The sequence below is a fragment of the Virgibacillus sp. SK37 genome (genome assembly GCF_000725285.1).
GTDB lineage: Bacteria > Bacillota > Bacilli > Bacillales > Amphibacillaceae > Virgibacillus_Q.
The window spans coordinates 2,907,743-2,928,323 of sequence record NZ_CP007161.1; the positions used below are offsets into that span (position 1 = coordinate 2,907,743).

Genomic DNA, 20,581 nt, shown 5'->3' on the forward strand with positions numbered 1-20,581 from the left:
TTAATTATTACAAAAATAGCTTAGCTTGATAGATCTATCTATTATAGAAAGCAAATCTCAAAGCAGAGATATATTCGCTTTCAGCTTTTTTGCTAATAGCTGCTTCCGGTACCATTGATTCGAAACCATGAAAGCAACCCGGATACAGATGAAATTCAACCGGCACACCAGCTTCACTTAGCTTTTGTACATAATCCAATGTTTCATCTTTAAATGGATCCAAGTCGCCAACACACGTGTATATTGGAGGAAGATTACGATAATTTTCTGCAAGAATCGGTACGGCATACATATCTATTGATTCCATTGGTAAGTCACCTAAATAGTGTTTCCATGCCTTTTGTGTAAATATTCCATTCCAAATTCGCAGGTCGGAAATTTCTTGACTGGAAGATGTTGCAATACGGTTATCTACCATTGGATACAATGGCATCTGGAAGGCTATCTTGGGTCCTTTTCGATCTCTTGCCAGGAGGGATAGTGCCGCAACTAAACCACCGCCTGCACTTACTCCTGCAATGGCAACTTTTTCAGGATTTATTTTTAACTCTGTTGCATAATCCGTAATCCATTTTAATGATGTATAACAATCATTTAATGCCGCAGGATAGGGATTTTCAGGAGCTAAACGATAGGCAACAGAAACCACAGTACAATTTGCTTCTAACACAAATCGTTGGCATAAACGATCGTTAATTTCCGGCTTACCACTAATGTAACCGCCACCATGAATCCATAAAAGACACGGCTTTTCGCCTTGATCAGCCTCTATGTTTGTATACATCCTTAACCGGATTTCATGCTCTTTCTCTCCCTGTATGTATCGATTCGTAATCTCTATGTTTTCATGTACCGGCACAGCTTCTCTTTCATCGCCAGCACGCAGTTCTTGCACGTTGTCTATATTATTCTCTGTTAATCCTTGAAAATAATTCTTTAAATCCGGATGGACCCGCTCTTCTATCATTTTCTTTTCCCCTTTTTGAATTTAATATTTTTAGAAAAGGACTGGTTTAAAAAGCAGTCTATCAATTTGATAACTTACTGTCAATTACACTTTTATAAAAGACTGATAGCTTACAGAAGGAGTATATAGGTCTCCTCTCCTTCATTTAAGTGAGATTTGAAGAAAAAGAACAAGCATGTTGCCGCTTGTTCTCCATCCAGCCATTTATTCCGGTATATGCTCATATGCCAACTTTTTAATAATTTCTTTATGCTGAGGATAATTGGATAACAATTGTTCCTGAGTAAATAACTCAAAATCCTGAAAATCAAATCCAGGTGACACCATACAACCAACAAGTGAATAAGTATGCTTCTCCATAACAGACGAACCAAAAATAGTGCCTTTAGGAACTACCACTTGTGGAATTTCACCATCTTCAAGATTTAACCCAAGCTTTACCTCCTCATATTGCCCATCTCGCTTAATCATATGAATGGTTAAGGGACTACCTGCATGAAAATACCACAACTCATCAGACTTCAACCGATGAAAATGGGACACATCTTCAGAGGTAAGCAGAAAATAAATGCTCGTATACAGTTTACGTTGTTCTTCAAAGTTAACGGTTAGTTCCTTATCGGAAATCGCCTCCTCCGACTCATAGGTGCTTTTATAATATCCTCCTTCAGGATGGGCTTCCAGGCCAAGCTTGGAAATGTAATACGCAGCTTCTCGTTTATTCATGATACACTCTCCTTTGTATTATCTTTAACTAAAATACTAATCCTATTTATCGTTAATTTCACTCATCACGAACAAAAATAGCAGCCTTTTAGTGGCTGCTATTTTAAATTTCCTATCCTTTTATATCTACATTACCACCTATATGCGGCTGAGCAGCACGTTGAATGGTTGATGCATCTGTTGTACCAAGTAATTCTCGCATTGCTGCTCCCTCTTGCTTTGCATCTCCCATAGCCATTTTCATTACAGACAAAGAGGCTTGTTGTTGTACTTTACCTTGACTAAGAGCCATCGACATTAACGCAACATCCATTTTAGCTTACCTCCTTTTTGTTGTTTTTAAATTATTGTACTAGTGTGGAGCAATTGTTGTTATTATCGGCTAATTTTTATTTATGTAAAGGTATTATAGAATTAAGCGGGAAGATATTTTTTCCTATTTCTTTTTTAGATAGCAAGATTCTTCAAGTTAAGTGGAGTAAATTGCTGCTATGCAAGTTTACACGTATTTGACTAGTAATCATTTAAAAATTTAACCTTCGTTCTCCCGGGTACGACGGTAGCAATATTAAAAATGAATAGAACGAGTGCAAAGATCATAAAAAACAACAATACCATTATATTTCCAAATTCAATAAACAGTGCAACACTAAGAATATTGAACGCTAAAATAAATAAGTAGCCAAATATAAACTTAAGAAAATGTTTAATAGACTTTGGTCTAATTCTAATTTTTTCCATTTTTATATTCTCTATCTCAGTTATATTGCATAAACTTTTTTTGTTTATTTTACCTAAATACTTTCTAATTGAAATGATTATAAAAAAAGCAAATAAAAGAATTGAATAAGTAAACAGTGGTGTTATTTGTATATTAAAATAGTCCATTAGTGGTCTTAGTAAATTAGCCAGAAGTATGGATACGCCAACTCCAAGAAAACTAAATAACCTTGATTTAGATTGAGAATCTTTAGGATTTTTAAGTTGATCTATTTTACTTTTGTCGTCTATTCTAAAAACATAGTGTGAGGTCAACCAAATAGCAAATGGAAAGAAAAACACCCAGAAAGAACGATCTTTATCAAAAATGTATGTTTCCCCATTAATTGTAAGCAAATTATATCTCATATTTTTATTTACAAATTCAACCTCACAATTCACGGTTTGTGCATTACCCTTCTTTTGTCTATGAAACATTTAATTCTCCTTGTGTATTGAATGTGAGATTACTTTTCCTACAGGAATAGCTAATAAGCTTATTAAAAATAAAAAGGCTAACAAAAATAAAGTAATTACCAACACCAATGCATTTCCGTGGATCAAATAGATCGAGCTCCCCATTACGATAAACAATAAAATAAAAAAATAACTGAATAGGAATTTAATTATATATTTTAAAGACTTCGGCCTTACTAATAGTTTGCTCTTTTGAAATTCGTTTATATTTACTTTCGAGTTTAAATGACGCTGGAACATCTTGTTCAAATAAGATAAAAAAATAAAACTAACAATCAACAGGAATACAATGACTGAAATATTAAACGTCAAAGATGTAGGTATATCAAAAAAGTTGATAAAGGGAGTGATTAAGCTAGCAATCAAAATAGATATTCCAGTTCCGAATATAGGTCGCGTATTGCTCGGTTTAACAGATGGGCTAATTAGTTTTTCAACAATTTGATAATCTTCAATTTTATATGCCGTATGAGGCAGAAACCAATATACAAACGGAAATAAAATTTTCCATAATGAGTGTCCAACATCGATAATATAACTACTATTGTTCATGCTCAAAATCCGGTATCTTGGATTTTTGTATACTCCTTTTATATCACCGCGCATTAACTAAATCATCCTCAGTAAACAAAAATAATTATAACAACTATAGTAACCTACTATTTTGATTAATGTATCATATAATTTGAGATATTAACATTAGGATGAGCGATTTTCTAATGTATAAAATACCAAGCGTCTCCCTTCACTTAACTATATCCCCTGAATATCCTATGATTTTCATTTATGATTCTTATCGGATTGATGAACAGTCCTAGTATAGAATTATGAAAGTTCGTTCTTTTTTACACATTGCTTAATTAGGTATTAACGACTAATTATTTAAAAACCCCACAATATCCAAGTATTTTATACTAGATATAAAGCATCAATTCATTTAAAACTTATTTCTTAAATTATCCATTTTGTATATACTCATATGGAAGTAAAATTTACCATTATTTATTATGAGGAGTAGTAGAAATGGATCATTCATATCAGATTCTTTTATTAACTAATGGAATTCATGCTTTAAATAGTCAAATCACCAATAATAATGCTGATATTGCGAAATTAAAAAAAGCACAAACGAATATAATTGCTGATCAAAAAGAACTTGGGTCGAAGAAAACCCTTGTTACTGAACCGAACCTAAGTAATGATACATGGCAGGGTAAATATGCAACAGAGTTTTTGGAAATAAGAGAGGAAGTTGGAAATCAATTTACTAATATTCTACAATCACAAATTGAAACACTTCTTGATAATATCTCTTCTAAAATAGCTGTATTAGAAAATTCTAATGACCAATTAAGTAGTACAATCATATCTAAAAGAAACGAGATACGTTTTCTACAACAAAATGATGGAGGTTAGTTACTAATGCCAGAAATTAAAGTGAACCAATCAGTCGTTTCCCCTGTATTGCAACGATTAAATGAGCGTACACAGGAATTGGATACGACTAACCCACAACCAGAATTCTCCCAATCAACTGTAAACTTCATAGATAAAATCCAATCAGTCGAAGAAAGTTATTACGCAGCAATAAAGCAATATAAATCTGCCTTACTTCATGTGGAAAAAGATATAGAGTCGAGTATTCAAACATATGTAGAGAAGGATGAACAATTAGCAGGTCAAATGGGGCCACAGAGAATAGATTAAAGATAACTGATAATAAGCAAGGAGCGGGAGAAATGAAGGCGATTAAAATATCCGAAGTAAAGGATGGATTGAATCAGCTCATTCAAAATAAAGAAACCGAAAAAGAGCAAATACTTGCTTTAAGGGATGCAATTAACAGTTTTATAAATTTGGATAGTGCTTTAGAAGGTGAAGGCGGAGATGCCATAAGAGATCACTTTGTAACATTGCATCTGAATGCAGTAATTCTATTCAATCTATTTCTTGAAGAATATATAAGTGCGTTAAAAGAGATTAAAAATTCAGTGGATGCTTTTGAAAATAATGACGCATTTATTCAAACTGAATTTATTGAAACAACAGTTAAAACGAAATTAAACCAGTTAGAGGATATGTCTAGTACACTTATTGAAAGTATTAATAATGAGTATAATCTAGTTAGCGACATTGCAGGTGCTGGATCTGTATCTTCTTATTTTTTCAATCAAGAGATAGCCAATGCTAGAGAGAAGTGTGATAGTACCGTAAACAAGTTGGGGACACTTGATGAAGTAAATACCGCAAGTCTCGAAAATTCGGAGGAGTCTATAAATGAAGTTGCAAAGTTTACCAGCAAAATAAAGACCTGGACGAATAGTGGCGTATTTTTGACTGATAAACAACTAAAGGAAATAGAAACCTATTATTCTGAATCGGATATGATTGAGAAGATGATAGAAAATGCTACAAAACTTTCCATTGAGCAAGGAGACAGCACGATACAAGGTGAAGTTGCTAATTGGATAGGTAGTATGGGTAATGCTTCTAAGGCATACGGAGTCGCAAAAGGAGCTATCGCTTTTCAAATTATGAATAGTAACATGCTTGAAATGACGAAAGATGGAAAAGGTAATTTTGTTGTTACCGCTTCTTCAAAATGGAAAAAGGTAAATGGTAAATATGGCTCAAAGTTAGCAGAAAATATTCATAAACTATTAAAACAAGGTGACCCTGCTTCGGCCAACCCTTTAAGGAAATACCTATCCAAGTATAACAACGCCCCCAGTGGTGTTCTTAAACAACTAATTGGAATGAAACCAGGCACAACAAAACTCAGTTTTGGAAAAGTTGCCAACAATTATTCTAATGTTCTTGTGCTCGATAAAAATAGCTTAAAGGACTATAGTATGAAAGTAGATTGGAAGAAGACTGCAGAACAAGTAACCGATGCTAGTAAAGCTAAGAATTTATTAAAGAGAGTTCCTTATGTAGGAATGGCTTTATCTATCGGCTTTAATACTACCGAGTTTATTAAAGATGAAAACAAAAACCTTTCAGGCTCAGAAAAGACTGGTAGATTTGTAGCAGGTCTTGGTTTGGATATAGGTGCTGCCGGCCTTACAACGACCGGGGCCCTTATTGGTACTGCTATCGCTCCAGGTATAGGCACTATAGTTGGTGGAGCTGTTGGTGCTGGGATAAGTATAGTAGGGTCAATTTTAATAGAAGAAAATATAAAAGAAGTAGGAGAGGAAGTTGGTGGATGGATTGGTGATCGCTACCAAGATAGTAAAGAAGCGGTTATTAATACCACAAAAAAGTTGACAGAAGAAGTAGGAGACTTTATTTCTGATTCAACAAAATTTCTGTCTGGCATTTTTAATTGAGAACTATAGAATTGGGGTATAAATATGAAGAAGCATTTAAACAAAAAAAAGAAAGCGGCTTTCTCTGTTTTCAAAAGTTTTTTTTTCTTTCTAAAAGCAAACTGCATTCTCGGCATAGTTTTATTGTTATTTCTCATTAATTACAAAAGTTGGGACTGGGATGGTGCTGATTATATTTATATATTTATGTTATTCCCTCAAGCCTTCCTTGTTCTGTTAGCAATAATCGCTGGTTTCCGTAAAACGGAGAATAAATTTACTTACCATTTTAGAAATAGCAGAAATGAATGGATTGGTTTAGTGAGTGCGATTACAGCTGTATTATTATTCTCCCTTCTATTTTTGGGAGCCGGTGTTGCTTTTCCAAGTACCGTTGTCTTTCTTGCTATTACAACTAACTTCATGGTTGCGGCATTCTCAGTTATCTTTCATCCATTAACCATAGCTTTATATGAAGCCAATGTATTTGATAAATGCAATACAAAGATGGATTACTTTTATAAGTACATAGCTATATTTACGACTGGAATTAATTACCACACTCAGCAATTATTGCGTTCTGTGCCGTTAGTGATAAACAAGTTATTAGCAGTAATTTTTGTCCTATTACTGATCTGGCAGTTATTTGGAGTTAATATGATTTTTGGTGATTAAAAATTACTTATAGGAAGGATGGAGATTATTATGTCAGCAACCGGTGTAATCAAATTAACAGTTAATGAATTAGCTGCATCCTTGTCCCTTTGTGGATATGAGAGTATCGCTAGTCAGATAATTAATGACCACGGCTTAGTTAATGGCGAAGAGCAGTTTTCCCGTTTCGTACAAGAAACAGAAACCTCTTTAACTCAAAAGGGCTATTGGGATTCTAATCAAAAAGCAGGTGTTGCTCGAGGATTAGAGGATCTCCTATATTTGCTTGTCCATGCCAAGAAAAAGATCCGTTCTATTAATATGCAAACACGTAAAGTGTTAATTATTCATTTTTTAAACAAAGATAATATACTTGTTCAACAAATTAAAGAAGCCGAACACCGTTTTTCCTTTTCAGATAAAGCTGATAAGCTTAGTGATCTACTACGGACTCACTATGATATGCCGAATACTGATAGGGTAATGAACGGTTGGCAGCCCTTGCAACTCTCTGAACAACTTGTTGACGAGTTCCACACATCTCCTGCTCCTGTAGTTCAGGCTATGGCAGATGATCTTAATCAACCAGCTTCGATACGTCACTTTGCTTCTGATTTTCTGAGGAATGGACAAGAATTTAATAATATATCGTTTATGGAAACAAATTATGTAAAAGACCACTCTGAATTTGATAATGTGCAATTCTTTGTTCCTGGAGATCATTGTATCTGGCATATGGATTATGAAGGACTAGAAAAGAACCAGCATGTTATGATGCAGCCTGTTCCCGTAAATACATATTTCGAAGGAGTTCAGCATGCAATCTATGCTTTTTTTGGAATTTCTCAGTAAAATTATATTGTCAAAACATGTAGTTTGCCACAGATATTTCTGTGGCTTTTTATATAGTGTATAAATCTACCCGCGTCTCAAAAGTTTATCGCCATGAATTAATCCTTGTTGTATTATTTCTTCAAGAACTGAAATGTTAATTTAACAAGTAGTTAATTTTAAAATTTATACTCTTTAATAAGACTGATGGTGTTCCCCAAATCAACTCCCCTCCCCTACTAAACAATCTCTCTCCACGCGTTTTATATTTTATAAATAGGGAAAAATGCGATTTAGGTGAGCATTTTATTCCTAATTATTATATGGACAAGGAGCTTTGGGATGGGAAATATATTTAGAGATATTATATTTATTACGCTTGGAGCACTGGCTTATGCGTTATCCGTCACGTTTTTAATTATCCCAAATAATCTTGGTGACGGGGGCCTAACCGGTATATCAGTTATCCTCCACTATGCGTTTGGATGGTCCCCAGGTATCGTAAATTTCATATTAGCTACAATCGTTATTTTAATTGGTTACCGTGTGCTGCCAAGACGTAATATTTTTTTAACTGTACTTGCTGCACCTCTTATATCTTTATTTATTTTTATTACGGAAAACAACATCGAGCCATTAGGTGATCCACTTGTTTCTGCAATCTTCGCCGGGTTTTTCGGTGGGATAGGTACAGGGCTTATTTTTCGAACAGGTAGTTCTATGGGTGGGACAAGTGTCATTGCACGTATGTTCCATCACACGCTTGGTTGGGATTTAACAAGAACAAATTTTGCATTTGATGCAGTTGTTGTATTATCAGGACTGTTTATTATCGGAACTCTAAATACAATGTATACGATCATTCTTTTATTTATTGGAAAGAAAGCATCTGATCTCATAATTGAAGGGCTTGATCCACGAAAGGCTGTCAGTGTCATTTCGACACAAGCCCCTGAAATTACGGATGAAGTCATTCGTCAGATGGATACGAGTGCAACAGTATTTAAAGGGTATGGGGGATATTTAAAAAAAGAAGCAGATATGTCTTATATTATTATTAATAAATACCAGCTGATGAAGTTAAAGCGAATCATTCATTCCGTTGATGATAAAGCCTTTGTTGTTATCCACGATGTCCGTGACGTATTTGGCGGAAGCTTCTCATGGGGGAAAAAGTAAAAAGCAGTGGAAAGGAATTTATCTTCCTTTCCACTGCTTTTCGTTCGTTGGAAATATAATCGCAAACATGGAATTCTTACTGACGATGCGCTCAGCCTAAGGAAGATTTCCCTTACTTAGTGCTGATACCTCCTCTTTTGTAGAACCATCCTCTAATTTAGCAAGGTACTATTCAGCAAATAATCTACTTGATACTTCTCAGCGAGCAATCTGATAAACATGACTAGTTCCTGCTTATCCGACACTTCATTCTGAAATTGTTCAAGCTTTTCTTGAAAAGCAATTTTTTCTTCCCTTGTAGCATATTTTTTAAAATATCCCCACATATGCTGATACGTATTAATTACAGATCCCTTAGTTGGCTGGACGTGAATAGCTTCATCTATTAATCTTTTAATTTCTTCAAGGGAGGAATCTTGTTTGAGCGCCTCCCTAATATGATTATAATACCGTTGGCTATGGAACATAACGCGATATTTCTCCTGGCTCCATAATTTTTCTGTGACAGCTCTACTGGACATAGGTCTTCGCCCCCACTTATTTGAACAAGTTACATGTAAACGTCGCATAGATTCTTTACCCATTAAATTGTTTTAATCATTCCGCCATCAACCAGAAAGGACTGACCGGTAATGTACGTATTTGCACCGGAACAAAGGAAAATAGCCATTTTGGCAAATTCCTCTGGCGTACCTAATCGGCCTAAAGGTATCGCCTGTTCAGCCCCACTTCGAACTTCTTCATAGCTTTTCCCTGTTTTTTCTGCAATCAATTGATCTAAGTGTGCTACTCTGTCAGTAGCTATTCTGCCAGGACCAATTGTATTTATTAAAATATTATCCTGTCCCAATTCCTGTGACAAGCTTTTGGACAGTCCTGCAATCCCTGGACGAAACGTGTTTGAAAGAATGAGGTTATCAATAGGCTGCTTTATAGAGGAGGAGGCAATATTAACAATACGCCCTGTCCTATTCTTTCGCATGATTGGAAGTACCGCCCGAATCGTTCGCACAAAACTAAGAACGTTCAGCTCAAAAGCGTATTGCCAATCTTCATCAGTCATACTATCAAAATCTCCAGCAGGCGGCCCTCCGGTATTATTTACTAAAACATCAATGCTACCATGAAGTTCTTCTACTCTCAAAACAAGATTTTTTATGTCTTCCGGCTTGGTTAGATCACAAATAACATAATTAACATGGGAATTCCCTGTCTCCGAATTGATTTCAGTTATGGCTCTTTTTAAATTTTCCTCATTACGGCTGGCGATCACAACGTGCGCACCTTCTGAAGCAAATTGCTTAGCCATTGCTTTTCCAAGTCCTTTACTTCCTGCAGTTACAATGACAGATTTTCCTTTAAGCTGTAAATCCATATCAACCGCTCTCCTTCATTTTATAATTACTTGCATTACTTAAATCGAGTTGTTTTATCCCAACCTATAACCCGTTTTTCTCTTTTCGCTTTCATATACATAAACGTACTTTTTACGAACAGGTAAGAAAATAACTGAGCATACGTAAAGTACATGATAAAACTGACCAGAATGTTTTGTGGTGTAAAGGTATTTTCCGCTGATTGAGCACTCAGCAGTTGAATGGTATACACAACATAAGCGATGTACCAAATAACCATAAGAGGAATGGTAATAATCACATGAAAATAGCCAAATACACCGAGAACAAACCAAATATAAGAAATAACTAAAAATATCCAGAAAATAACGTAGACCATTAATTGATGCAGAGAATGAACGAGCAGCTTCCCTTTAAAGTATCCCGGCTCCAGCAATGTTTTTTCTACAATATAAAGATTTCCAAGCAGCCACCTGGTCCGTTGTTTAATATAAACAGGCATCGTTTCCGGTTCCTGCTCCCAGGTAATGGAATGTGGCACAATTGGCAAGAACATTCCTTGTCTTGTTATCCGTAATGTTAGTTCCGCATCTTCTGCAATTGCGTATGGATCATAGCCTCCAAGATCTTCAATGACTGATCTTTTTACAAGCATATTCGTCCCCGTCAAAGAGCCTGTTTTAAAAAGCTGCCATCTTCCGGCTTGCATTAACAGCTGAAACACTTGAAACTCTATGGAAATCATCCGGGTTAGCAAATTTTTCTCTTCGTTCATCGTTCGAACATGTCCGACAGCACCGCCTGCATTCGGATAATTTTCTGCCATTTCAACCAGTTGGATTAGAGCATCAGGTTCTGGTTGGTTATCTGCATCGTAAACACAAAAATAGGTTCCATCGGAGATTTCCAGGCCATGATTTAGTACACGAGATTTTCCTTTAGGCTCTCCTGCAGGTACGCGAATATGACGAACACGCTGATAGGTTTGTTCAAAGTCATCAGCGATATCTGCGGTGTCATCACTTGAATTATCGTTAAGCACATATATCGTTAGTCTTCCTGGATACCTGATCCTTACCATAGCTTCCAAGGTCTGCTCCAATACAATTCCTTCATTATGTGCTGGAATCAATATGTCAACACTCGGATAGTATTCCAGGGTTGACACATTACTCTTTCGTTTTGAACGGTAATATAATCCGGCTAGAGCAAGTACCGAATAATAGAGTAATAGGACAATAAATAAACCAGTAATAAATAATAAAATGCCACGAAAGGAAATGATTTCGAAATAAAAGCTTACTCCTACAAATATAAGAAGCCCAATAAAAGAAGCTGTAAATAGCCATTTTTTCATTGAGAATCCCCTTCTTTCACAGCTACCTGTCTCTCATACCCGATCATCTCTTTATCCCATTCTATCTTACTAATAATCTCTGTTGTAAAGACATCCTCCAAGCGGCTGTTAATACGTTCTTTTACAATATGTAGACCCTCTTCCCCTGTGTTCTGAAGAAGAATTAAAATGGTGTCCTTGTCCTGTTTACCAACAACGTCAAAATGTTCCCTGACAGAAGCGTATACACTTTCTGCCAATAGATCCATTCCTGACTTTTTCACTCTCCTTGCCCACTTATTCATTCGAAGTGTTAGCAGATAACCTGTTTCTTTTCTCCGCACCATTGCATTTTTAATTAATTCTTTTTGTTTATTAAATTCTCTAAGAGAAAGTACTCTTGTATTGGCAATGTATTCTGCAAGCTCATTTACTCGTTTTTGCAATTGCCGGTTTTCTATGGCTAGTGTTTTTATCCATCTTGTTAAAACGTAAACTGTTCCAATATGAGCAACAACCACAGCATGTATACCTACAGATAACAATTGTACCGGAGTCTCCCATGCTTGCTGAAAAGCATAAGTTAGCAAGGCAAAGGAGCTAACCAATATAAAGCTTATGAAAACTAAAAACGCCAATTTATCTTTTAGATTTATAAAAACAACAAAAGGAATAATCGAAATTATAACTAAATAAAGTGGTGAAATGATAGGTTGTGTAATATAAAACAGTAGCAAAAATGTGCCAATCCACACGAATGCCGCCATACTTAATTTGTTTATACGATCCATTTATGCACACTCCTTACAAAATTGATAAAAACGAGTATATTAAGGCAGTATATCATAGCCCCTTTCCTTCTTCCATGGGAATTAAGGGTAAAGAACAAAGGTGTAAATGGACCTATAAGCAATATTCTGAATATAGTTTGACAAAAAAACCAATCCATGGTCCAATAAGATCAAAAGAAGCTTTAGGATGTATACTTAAGTTATTTAAAATGCTTTTGGTTTACCTAAAAAATAACCTTGCCCGTGGGTAATCCCAACATCGTTTGCTGCCTTCAATTCTTCTCCTGTCTCAATCCCTTCCAACACGATTAATTTATCCTTTCCAAAGATTTCAACGATTCTTCGCATATATTCCCGTTTCTTTTGAAAGGATACAATACCACGAGCAAAGAAACGATCAAATTTAAGAATATCCGGATCCAATTCAATAATAGCTTCTAATGTGGAATCTCCTCTTCCAATATCATCTAATGCGATTGCAAATCCCCGATTTTTCAAGTCATTTACCCACTCTGTTAAAAGACCCAAATCTTCCTTTTTCTCTGCTTCACTAATTTCCAATATAGTACTCTGCGGAGAAATAGTCGTGTCTTCGATAATTTCATTCATCATTTCAGGGAACCTGGAAGAAATAATGGTGGATGGGCATATATTTACGAACAATTCCTCTTTATTTGATAACCGTTTGTATTGTAAACAAGCTCTATAGATGGAAGTCATATCAAGCTCAAACAAATAGTTATTCTTTTTTGCGTCAATAAAATGTAGTTCAGGATTATCAAAGTTTTTTGGTCTAAGTAATGCTTCATACCCGTAGATCTTAAACTCATTTAACGCGCATATTGGTTGAAATACATGATGGAAATCTAGTCTATCCTTCTCCCCATTCATCGTTTGAAACATCAAATCACCTAGTATCCTTTTTGACTTTTAATCTAATTTCCCTTCAATTACCTTAGCTTGTCATGTTCCTTATTACTTCGATAAACTAGATAAATAGTGGGCTATAATTTCGGACAAATATTCTACACATACATTAATTGTTTCCCTATTACTCCATATGCTAAAACATTTTAATACAACACAAGCGCCAATGTTATGGTAAATACATACATAATTACCACATAGTTATATATTTGTGTAATAGTAAATAAGAGAACACGCTTTTACATTATAATTAAAGTATTTTGAGAAAAGGGAGGAATCCAAATGAAAATCGGTAGAGAACTACGGAAGCAAAATAATCTTAATTTATTCGAAGTGAGTATCCTTGTCAATCTACGCAAAAATCGCGGTAGATTGGTAACTGTGGATTTAATTAGTAAAGATCCAGATGATCAATTAGTTATACATAGATATATAGATGGTCTAGTGGAAAAAGGGTTCGTTGAGAGAATTGGAGAAGAGAAATATCGATTAAGCACATATGGCGCTGAATTGGAGATTCTGCAGGCATGAATAGCAAGACATCCCTACGTCTGATATATTTTTCACTGGAAATAAAGAGTTTTTCCTTTCTGGGTAGACGCTTACATTAATAAGAAAAGACGAGATCGTTTAGGACCTCCCCTCTATACACGCTCCACAACATTAGACTACACCTCCCTCTCTTTTATCATAATTTCATTTAAAAAAAGAATAACACGCTTGCGTCCTTTCATCTTTAGCTTTTGATAAATTTGACTAACATGGATTTTAACTGTGCCTTCTGACAAACGAAGAAGTTCAGCTATTTCCTTATTACGAAGTCCTTTTTTCAACAAATAAGCCACCTCTATTTGTCTTGGTGATAATTCAATCTGATGGGCGTATAAGCGGTACTGAAATAATTCCATATTCCATTCCTTTTTTTCCTGTAGAAGATCTACCAGCTTCTTCGTAAATGTAGCTGGAAAAATAAATTGGTCAGGCAGGTTCGTGTTGATTGCTTCATTTATTGTCTCAGCGATCTCGTTCGTTTGAACCAAAATACTATCTGTATTAATGAGCAGGATATCATGCAAATCATCTGACGAAAAAGGGGCTATTAAAAGGAATGTGCGTATTTCCTTCCAGTACTCCTTCGCTTCCTGAATTATTTTGTCAGCTTCTTGAAAGTGCAAACCATCCATATCTAGAAGCATGAGTTTCGGTTGAAAAACACGCAGTTCTTCATTGTTTGGTTGCTTGATTCCTGTAAATTTCACCAAGTCAACAAGTGGGTTTTCTTCTAAAACTTTTATTATTTCATGGGGGAAAATCGTATTTGATACATACAATATATTCATCGCTGCGCCAGCTCTCTCTTATTTTTATTTCATATTGTTTGCTATATATATCGGCTCATTACAAAAATATATAAGCCAAATTTCCTATATTTATTTTATAACAGGAAAAAGTGGTTATTCTATCATCATAATTGACGTTTTATTATTCATGAATACCCCTTTAACAGTTACCTCTTTTTTCCAAAACGCTGTATAATATTTACCACTTCATGTATACTTATTTCGTATAGGTAAATAGTAGGAGGTAATTAGATGTCGAACAAGCAAAAAGGCTTTATTTTTGGAGCTATTGCCATTATTGTAACTGCATTTATATTGTTTTTAGCAATTACTCAAAATGAGCCAACTTCACCTGCAGAAGCTAAACAGAATGAGGATGAGTCTGAAAAGGCAAGTCCTGTCTCTGATCCGGCTGAACAGGATAAATCCAAAATGGAAATAGCGAATAAAGAAAAAGACAAAAATGAAGAGAAAACAAAGGAAGAAAGCAAGGAAAAAGAAATACCTGCAGAACCGAAAAAAGATGCTACAAAGAAAAAGAAGAGTGAAGAGGAAAACATATCTTTTGAAAAGAAATACATAACGGTTGCATCTTTAAATTTACGATCTGATCCAAATGCGCAATCTGACGTGTTGGGTGTTCTCATGCTAAATGAAGAAATTCAAGCAGCAGAAACAACTCTAGACAACGGCTGGGTAAAAGTAAAAACAAAATCTGGTAAACAGTAAATATTTATCCAATAAGAAAAAAGAAACCAAAACCACGACGCAAGTGATGAAAGAAAAAACAACCGAAAAATCAACGAACAGCAAAAATTCACAGGCTCAAAAGCAAACGAGTACATCAAACGAAAAAGCACCTACAAAAAAAGAGCAAGAAAAGCCAGTGAAAACAACTCCAACAAATGATGCTGAAAAACTGAGCTCAGTTGGCAATAATAATCAATTAATCTTAGTTACAACAAATGGGTATGGCACAAGTTCAGCAAAAGTACAGACATTTGAGCGTGGGTCCTCTGGAGATTGGCAGAGAGTTATGCAAACAAATGGCTTTATTGGTAAAAACGGCTTCGCAGGAAGCAAAGTGGAGGGCGATGGAAAAAGCCCTACAGGAAAATACAGCATAGGCACTGCATTTGGCAGAGCTGGAAACCCCGGAACGAAGCTTCCTTTTCGAAGCATAAGTTCCGATGATGTGTGGGTAGACGATCCCAACTCAAGTCTTTATAATTCCTGGCAATCCAGAAAGGCAACAGAAGGGCAATGGAATAGTGCAGAAAATATGGATATTGCTCTCTATACGTATGGGTTTGTAATCAACTATAATACGGCTCGCACACCAGGAAAAGGAAGTGCTATTTTCTTTCACGTAGCGAACGGACATACACTCGGCTGCACAGGAGTTTCGCAGTCTCATATGATCTCCATTTTAAAGTGGATCAATCCAGCCAAAAATCCTGTGATTATCCAGACACCTGAGAGTAAGCTATCCAATTATTAAGAGCCTGGATGCTATTTATATTTTCATTGTATAACGCCAACACATATATTTCACCAACAATAAAAGCCCAAATCCGATGCTTTATTCCATCAGGATTTGGGCTTTTTTCGAGTACTATTTAATGACTTCTGTCACTACTTGTTTAATGATTTTAGCTATCTTTCTGCAATCTTCCAATGAAAAGGTTAATGGAAGACGGAAATCACACATAAAGTTAAGTACTTCTGTCGTCTGTGGAAGCGGCTCTGTTTCTCCAAAATATTCCCAGCTTTCATACCTGCTTGTGAAACCCTTAGGCTCCATGCTTCCAAACCACTTTAGCTCCACACCTCGATCCGCACAGGTGGTAATGAATGTTTCCACCTTTTCTATTGTTGTGTTTTTTAATGTAAATTGGAAAGAAGATGCTACATAGCCTTCCTTTGCGGGCCGCTTCGGTAAATAGATACGCTCCACCTCTGTTAATTCGGCTTCGATTGCTTTGTAGCGCTCATTCCACCGCTCGCCTTGCCTTTTTAATGAAGGCAATTGTATACGGATGAGTGCGGCAACAAGGTTGGACATTCGAAGACTGAAATTTGGTGTTAGTTTTTTGTATTTCTCAAAAACTTCTAATCCAGGTCTGGCAATATGCTTCTCATAAAGCATATAGGAGCCCGAATAAAGAATGGCCTGTGCTGCTACATCGGCATCATTTGTTACCAGTAGGCCACCTTCACCGGAATTAAGATGTTTATACGTTTGTGTAGAAAAGCAGCCTACTTTACCGAAAGTACCAGTAAATTTCCCATCCCATGTTGCTCCCATCGTATGGGCACAATCCTCTACTACCACGATGTCATAACGATCGCAAATTTCCATTACTTGGTCCATATCTACAATATGCCCCCGCATATGTGATAACAGGAAAAATTTCGCCTGAGACTCTTTTGCTTTTTTCTCTAAATCATTAAGATCTGTAACATAGTCTTCGGTAATTTCCACAAATACAGGCTCCGCTTCAGCGTTTTTGATGGCTCCCGGGACTGGTGCCAAGGTAAAAGCATTCGATAAAACCTTATCACCAGGGCGGACGCCAACACTTTTTAACGCAACATAGATGGCACTTCCACAGGAAGAAAAGCCTGCACAGTATTTCGAACCAACATAATCTGCATATTCCTGTTCCAAAAGACTTGCCTCAGCCACCTCGCCCTTCACCGTGTTATAGCGATGAAGTCTACCAGATTGCAAGATTTCAGTTACTCGTTCGATAGCAGCTTGGGGAAGTGGTTCTTGCCTTGTAAATTCCTTTTCGAAAATTAATGTATCTTCAGATGTTCCCTTCAAAATAACCCCTCCAGACTACACATTAAGTTTGCTAAACTTCTTTCCTCTCACATCTGCAGTGACAGCATGTGCTGCCATTCCTTCATATCGGCATTGATTCCCAATAATCGGTGCAAGCTTGCTACTGGCTTCCTGTGTACATCTTTGATATGTGACTGTTTTAATAAACTTACCTACCCACAAGCCGCCTGTATACTTTGCTGCTTCTCCAGTTGGCAGAATATGATTTGTTCCAATCCCTTTATCTCCATAAGTAACAGTCGTTTCTTCTCCAAGAAAGAGAGAGCCGTAGTTTTTCAGGTTTGTAAGATAATAGTCCAGATCCTCTGCTTGTACCTGTACATGCTCAATAGCATACTCATCCGCCACTTTAACCGCTTCTTCTTTATCTGCAACCAAAATAATCATACCATTTCGATCCCAGGACCCTTGAGCTACCTCTGCTGTTTCTAGAGTACTGATTTGTCTATTCATTTCTTCCTGTACATCTTCTGCCAGTTTTCTGGAAGTAGTGACAAGAATACTAACCGCGTTTAAATCATGTTCACATTGCCCCCAGATATCTGCTGCTACTAGCACCGGATCAGCCTGTTCATCCGCAATAATAAGGTTTTCACTTGGACCTGCAATTTGATCAATGCCTACCTTACCAAAAACCTGTCTTTTTGCTTCAGCAACAAACGCATTACCTGGGCCTACAATAAAATCAACTGGGTCAATTCCTTCTACACCATATGCCATTGTACCAATTGCCTGAATGCCTCCAAGGGAATAAACTTCATCTACCCCTGCCAGATGCATTGCATATAAAACACCTGGATGAATGCCTTCTCCGTCACGGGCAGGTGAGCATGCAATCACTCGATCTACTCCGGCAACCTTAGGCGGGATCGTACTCATTTGTACAGAGGATACAATTGGATAGCGTCCCCCTGGTACATAAGCACCTACATTGGAAAGGGGAATTAGCTTTTGGCCTAAAAATGTACCTGGCTGAATTTCCTTCTCAAATTCAGATAAGCTTTCCAGCTGTGCTTGAGCAAATGCCCTTACTTGTGCTTGGCAATATTGCGTGTCTTGCTTAAACGTTTCCGGCACTTTCTTTACAGCCTGCTCAATTTCTTCCTGGGAAACGCGGAACGACTCAGGGTTCCACTTATCAAATTTCTCTGATAAACCTCGAACTGCTTTTATCCCATCTTTTCTTATATCAGACAATGCTTTCGTAACAATTTCCTTTACATTTCCTGTATCCTGCTTTTCTATATGCTGACTTTGCTTTATAAATTCTGCCATGTTTTTTCTCTCCTCTGCTTAATTGTGCATTTGTTTGCTTAAATCAACCACTTGGCTATTTTTTTCTTGTTCTTGTTCTTTTCTTACTTTCATAATGTCATCACCAAGAATGTAGTAATCCAACGTTTCCTTTGGTATTTGGTTGTATCTTTTTCCATTTATTAAATAAAACAAAACCCCAACTAAAATCCACGCTCCTAATGCAATTAGGGATGGTGCTGCTAAAAAGGCTGGTGAACCAGGTATAAATAAGAGACCTAGGAACACGAGACTTATTGCTGTACCCAATAAGGAAAAGAATTTTCGTAATGGGTTCTCGCCCCATGCGAAGAAGCGATATGCTGATGCACATGTATACAAATAAGCAATCGCTACCCCTGTTGCAGTCATATCAACAATCCAAAGAAGAGCCTGACGACCGAACCATGGTGTGATAAAGCAAACGATGACTGCTGTAATAATCCCAATATGTGGGGTTTTATATTTTGGATGTATTTTAGTAAAAGCTGCTGGTAAAATACGTGCTCTCCCCATAGCTAGTAGCATTCTGCTTGATGAAACAAGAAAGCCGTTAATACCAGTGAAGATTCCCATACATAGTGCTGCAGTAAGTAGCATCAAGCCTACATTTCCGAATAAGCTTGTAACAACATCACCTGTTCCCCAAATCGGCTTGCTTTCCACTAATGGCTGCCAAGGTGCCCCCATTGCCGTAGCATAGACCATTACTGAATAGACAATACCGCCGCAGGCAAGTGCTAATATCATAAGCTTGAACGCTTTTTTTGCGGAAAAGTTAAATTCCTCCGATGCTTGCGCAATATTATTAAATCCTGAATATAGAAATGGTGCTGTTGCGACGATTACTAGAATGGATGACCAACCACCAATTTCCGTATTAAATGCAGGCTTCAGATTAGCAAAGGACGTATCAGGGTGGAGCGTCATACCAATACCGATACCAATTGCGCCTAGGAATAATACCGTACTGAAAATAAATTGCATTCTTCCAGTTAATGTGATCCCTTTTATATTTGCATAGCCAAAAATGATTAAGGCAATGGTTGCCAATACAATCTGACTGAAATAAATATCCCAACCAGCGATCGAGTACATATAGCCGATCTCCACAATACTTGGGTAGAGGAATTTGAATAAAACAATAATCGCAGAGGCATTTAAAGCAACAGATGTCACATACGATAATGTTACAAACCAACCACAGATGTAGGCATTGATTCTACCAAACCCAAGGTAAGTAAATACAAATTCTCCCCCAGATACCGGGAATTTTTCCACCATAAATCCATAGCTAATAGCGATGATCATAACTAGTAAAGACCCGATTAGAACACCGAGTATTACTCCTAGTGGCCCTGCTTCCCTTATCCAGTCTGCCGGAAGCACGAAGGCACCCCATCCAATAGCGGAACCGAAAGCAATAGCGACAACCCAGTGTGGTTTTAACGTTTTTAGTAGTTCCGTTTGTTCTTTCAAAAGTGTTCCTCCTCACCTATCTTCTGCCGTGGAAACGACCCTTTGGTAACGTTTCCATTTTCGGGTTAAATATACTTATTATTCAGATATTTTAGTGTAAGAAAAGTATAAACGCCTTCTCATCTTCCAGTAAATTTCAATCATGTACCAACATACGCCTTATGTCTCAGAATAGATTGATTTTATCCTCGGAGAAAGTAGCGTTTGCAGGTAAGATCCCATACCCAGCCCGTCGAAGCTGGATATGGTGCCTGCTATTATCTTGCTTTCGAAGTTTCTAGATTATTAGATAGTAAAAAGTAGTT

23 protein-coding genes are annotated in these 20,581 nt (G+C 36.6%); 9 read left to right on the forward strand and 14 right to left on the reverse strand.

Going from position 1 to position 20,581, the window contains the following annotated elements; all coding sequences use genetic code 11:
- Positions 1-34: 34 nt before the first annotated feature.
- The 5 genes from X953_RS14650 to X953_RS14670 all read right to left on the reverse strand — a co-directional run bounded on the left by X953_RS14650 (position 35) and on the right by X953_RS14670 (position 3,535).
- A complete protein-coding gene (locus X953_RS14650) occupies positions 35-964 on the reverse strand; it encodes an alpha/beta hydrolase (RefSeq protein ID WP_040957148.1) in 930 nt (309 codons plus the stop codon).
- Positions 965-1,171: 207 nt separating this feature from the next.
- Complete coding sequence (locus tag X953_RS14655) at positions 1,172-1,693, reverse strand: cupin domain-containing protein (RefSeq protein ID WP_040956252.1); 522 nt, start codon at positions 1,691-1,693, stop codon at positions 1,172-1,174.
- 112 nt (positions 1,694-1,805) lie between these two features.
- Entirely contained in the window at positions 1,806-2,006 is a 201-nt protein-coding gene (locus X953_RS14660; RefSeq protein WP_040956253.1) for a YjfB family protein, read from the reverse strand.
- Positions 2,007-2,206: 200 nt separating this feature from the next.
- Positions 2,207-2,890 (reverse strand): DUF443 family protein, encoded by a 684-nt coding sequence (locus tag X953_RS14665; protein ID WP_040956254.1) that lies wholly within the window; start codon positions 2,888-2,890, stop codon positions 2,207-2,209.
- Positions 2,891-3,535, reverse strand: a complete 645-nt coding sequence (locus X953_RS14670; RefSeq protein WP_040956255.1) for a DUF443 family protein — start codon at positions 3,533-3,535, stop codon at positions 2,891-2,893.
- Positions 3,536-3,952: 417 nt separating this feature from the next.
- On the opposite strand from X953_RS14670, the gene X953_RS14675 reads away from it, so the two are divergent.
- From X953_RS14675 to X953_RS14700, 6 genes are all read left to right on the forward strand, one after another.
- On the forward strand, positions 3,953-4,345 hold the full coding sequence (locus X953_RS14675) for a DUF5082 family protein (protein ID WP_040956256.1): 393 nt from the start codon (positions 3,953-3,955) through the stop codon (positions 4,343-4,345).
- A 6-nt stretch (positions 4,346-4,351) separates the two neighbouring features.
- Positions 4,352-4,636, forward strand: coding sequence for a YwqI/YxiC family protein (locus tag X953_RS14680; protein ID WP_040956257.1), 285 nt, complete (start codon positions 4,352-4,354; stop codon positions 4,634-4,636).
- Between the two features lie 32 nt (positions 4,637-4,668).
- Positions 4,669-6,261, forward strand: a complete 1,593-nt coding sequence (locus X953_RS14685) for a T7SS effector LXG polymorphic toxin (protein ID WP_040956258.1) — start codon at positions 4,669-4,671, stop codon at positions 6,259-6,261.
- A gap of 24 nt (positions 6,262-6,285) precedes the next feature.
- Positions 6,286-6,915 (forward strand): hypothetical protein, encoded by a 630-nt coding sequence (locus X953_RS14690; protein WP_040956259.1) that lies wholly within the window; start codon positions 6,286-6,288, stop codon positions 6,913-6,915.
- A gap of 30 nt (positions 6,916-6,945) precedes the next feature.
- The gene (locus X953_RS14695) at positions 6,946-7,746 is read left to right on the forward strand and encodes a hypothetical protein (protein WP_040956260.1); all 801 of its coding nucleotides are present in this window, start codon (positions 6,946-6,948) and stop codon (positions 7,744-7,746) included.
- Positions 7,747-8,067: 321 nt separating this feature from the next.
- Complete coding sequence (locus tag X953_RS14700; RefSeq protein ID WP_040956261.1) at positions 8,068-8,904, forward strand: YitT family protein; 837 nt, start codon at positions 8,068-8,070, stop codon at positions 8,902-8,904.
- A gap of 152 nt (positions 8,905-9,056) precedes the next feature.
- Here X953_RS14700 and X953_RS14705 read toward each other — a convergent pair whose 3' ends face one another.
- The 5 genes from X953_RS14705 to X953_RS14725 all read right to left on the reverse strand — a co-directional run bounded on the left by X953_RS14705 (position 9,057) and on the right by X953_RS14725 (position 13,289).
- Positions 9,057-9,425 carry a YbgA family protein gene (locus X953_RS14705; RefSeq protein WP_040956262.1) on the reverse strand — a complete coding sequence of 123 codons (369 nt, stop codon included), beginning with the start codon at positions 9,423-9,425 and terminating at the stop codon, positions 9,057-9,059.
- 62 nt (positions 9,426-9,487) lie between these two features.
- A complete protein-coding gene (locus tag X953_RS14710) occupies positions 9,488-10,279 on the reverse strand; it encodes an SDR family oxidoreductase (protein ID WP_040956263.1) in 792 nt (263 codons plus the stop codon).
- Positions 10,280-10,314: 35 nt separating this feature from the next.
- Positions 10,315-11,616, reverse strand: coding sequence for a glycosyltransferase (locus X953_RS14715; RefSeq protein ID WP_040956264.1), 1,302 nt, complete (start codon positions 11,614-11,616; stop codon positions 10,315-10,317).
- Positions 11,613-12,386: a hypothetical protein gene (locus X953_RS14720; protein ID WP_040956265.1), complete on the reverse strand. Its 774-nt coding sequence runs from the start codon at positions 12,384-12,386 to the stop codon at positions 11,613-11,615. The genes X953_RS14715 and X953_RS14720 overlap by 4 nt, the downstream gene beginning before the upstream one ends.
- A 204-nt stretch (positions 12,387-12,590) precedes the next feature.
- Positions 12,591-13,289: an EAL domain-containing protein gene (locus tag X953_RS14725; protein ID WP_052350150.1), complete on the reverse strand. Its 699-nt coding sequence runs from the start codon at positions 13,287-13,289 to the stop codon at positions 12,591-12,593.
- Between the two features lie 306 nt (positions 13,290-13,595).
- On the opposite strand from X953_RS14725, the gene X953_RS14730 reads away from it, so the two are divergent.
- Positions 13,596-13,844, forward strand: a complete 249-nt coding sequence (locus tag X953_RS14730) for a hypothetical protein (protein ID WP_040956266.1) — start codon at positions 13,596-13,598, stop codon at positions 13,842-13,844.
- A 137-nt stretch (positions 13,845-13,981) separates the two neighbouring features.
- Here X953_RS14730 and X953_RS19190 read toward each other — a convergent pair whose 3' ends face one another.
- Entirely contained in the window at positions 13,982-14,653 is a 672-nt protein-coding gene (locus X953_RS19190; protein WP_052350151.1) for a response regulator transcription factor, read from the reverse strand.
- 252 nt (positions 14,654-14,905) lie between these two features.
- Between X953_RS19190 and X953_RS20275 the strand changes: the two genes are divergently transcribed.
- Both X953_RS20275 and X953_RS20280 read left to right on the forward strand, forming a co-directional pair.
- Positions 14,906-15,382: an SH3 domain-containing protein gene (locus tag X953_RS20275; protein WP_040956267.1), complete on the forward strand. Its 477-nt coding sequence runs from the start codon at positions 14,906-14,908 to the stop codon at positions 15,380-15,382.
- 46 nt (positions 15,383-15,428) lie between these two features.
- On the forward strand, positions 15,429-16,154 hold the full coding sequence (locus X953_RS20280; protein ID WP_052350152.1) for a L,D-transpeptidase: 726 nt from the start codon (positions 15,429-15,431) through the stop codon (positions 16,152-16,154).
- A 114-nt stretch (positions 16,155-16,268) separates the two neighbouring features.
- On the opposite strand, the gene X953_RS14750 is transcribed toward X953_RS20280, so the two are convergent.
- Genes X953_RS14750 through X953_RS14760 form a run of 3 tightly spaced genes read right to left on the reverse strand, consistent with a single transcriptional unit; the run spans position 16,269 to position 20,276 of the window.
- Positions 16,269-17,483 (reverse strand): DegT/DnrJ/EryC1/StrS aminotransferase family protein, encoded by a 1,215-nt coding sequence (locus X953_RS14750; protein WP_040956268.1) that lies wholly within the window; start codon positions 17,481-17,483, stop codon positions 16,269-16,271.
- A 15-nt stretch (positions 17,484-17,498) separates the two neighbouring features.
- Positions 17,499-18,779 carry a histidinol dehydrogenase gene (gene hisD, locus X953_RS14755; RefSeq protein WP_040956269.1) on the reverse strand — a complete coding sequence of 427 codons (1,281 nt, stop codon included), beginning with the start codon at positions 18,777-18,779 and terminating at the stop codon, positions 17,499-17,501.
- An 18-nt stretch (positions 18,780-18,797) separates the two neighbouring features.
- Entirely contained in the window at positions 18,798-20,276 is a 1,479-nt protein-coding gene (locus X953_RS14760; protein ID WP_040956270.1) for an APC family permease, read from the reverse strand.
- Positions 20,277-20,581: the final 305 nt, after the last annotated feature.

Coding starts and splice junctions, on each gene's coding strand:
- X953_RS20280 (WP_052350152.1), top strand. CDS start 15,429: ATGAAAGAAAAAACAACCGAAAAATCAACGAACAGCAAAAATTCACAG.
- X953_RS14670 (WP_040956255.1), bottom strand. CDS start 3,535: ATGCGCGGTGATATAAAAGGAGTATACAAAAATCCAAGATACCGGATT.
- X953_RS14730 (WP_040956266.1), top strand. CDS start 13,596: ATGAAAATCGGTAGAGAACTACGGAAGCAAAATAATCTTAATTTATTC.
- X953_RS14705 (WP_040956262.1), bottom strand. CDS start 9,425: ATGTCCAGTAGAGCTGTCACAGAAAAATTATGGAGCCAGGAGAAATAT.
- X953_RS14700 (WP_040956261.1), top strand. CDS start 8,068: ATGGGAAATATATTTAGAGATATTATATTTATTACGCTTGGAGCACTG.
- X953_RS14715 (WP_040956264.1), bottom strand. CDS start 11,616: ATGAAAAAATGGCTATTTACAGCTTCTTTTATTGGGCTTCTTATATTT.
- X953_RS14665 (WP_040956254.1), bottom strand. CDS start 2,890: ATGTTTCATAGACAAAAGAAGGGTAATGCACAAACCGTGAATTGTGAG.
- X953_RS14695 (WP_040956260.1), top strand. CDS start 6,946: ATGTCAGCAACCGGTGTAATCAAATTAACAGTTAATGAATTAGCTGCA.
- X953_RS14690 (WP_040956259.1), top strand. CDS start 6,286: ATGAAGAAGCATTTAAACAAAAAAAAGAAAGCGGCTTTCTCTGTTTTC.
- X953_RS14660 (WP_040956253.1), bottom strand. CDS start 2,006: ATGGATGTTGCGTTAATGTCGATGGCTCTTAGTCAAGGTAAAGTACAA.
- X953_RS14675 (WP_040956256.1), top strand. CDS start 3,953: ATGGATCATTCATATCAGATTCTTTTATTAACTAATGGAATTCATGCT.
- X953_RS14710 (WP_040956263.1), bottom strand. CDS start 10,279: ATGGATTTACAGCTTAAAGGAAAATCTGTCATTGTAACTGCAGGAAGT.
- X953_RS14685 (WP_040956258.1), top strand. CDS start 4,669: ATGAAGGCGATTAAAATATCCGAAGTAAAGGATGGATTGAATCAGCTC.
- X953_RS14725 (WP_052350150.1), bottom strand. CDS start 13,289: ATGTTTCAAACGATGAATGGGGAGAAGGATAGACTAGATTTCCATCAT.
- X953_RS14680 (WP_040956257.1), top strand. CDS start 4,352: ATGCCAGAAATTAAAGTGAACCAATCAGTCGTTTCCCCTGTATTGCAA.
- X953_RS20275 (WP_040956267.1), top strand. CDS start 14,906: ATGTCGAACAAGCAAAAAGGCTTTATTTTTGGAGCTATTGCCATTATT.
- X953_RS19190 (WP_052350151.1), bottom strand. CDS start 14,653: ATGAATATATTGTATGTATCAAATACGATTTTCCCCCATGAAATAATA.
- X953_RS14720 (WP_040956265.1), bottom strand. CDS start 12,386: ATGGATCGTATAAACAAATTAAGTATGGCGGCATTCGTGTGGATTGGC.
- hisD (WP_040956269.1), bottom strand. CDS start 18,779: ATGGCAGAATTTATAAAGCAAAGTCAGCATATAGAAAAGCAGGATACA.
- X953_RS14655 (WP_040956252.1), bottom strand. CDS start 1,693: ATGAATAAACGAGAAGCTGCGTATTACATTTCCAAGCTTGGCCTGGAA.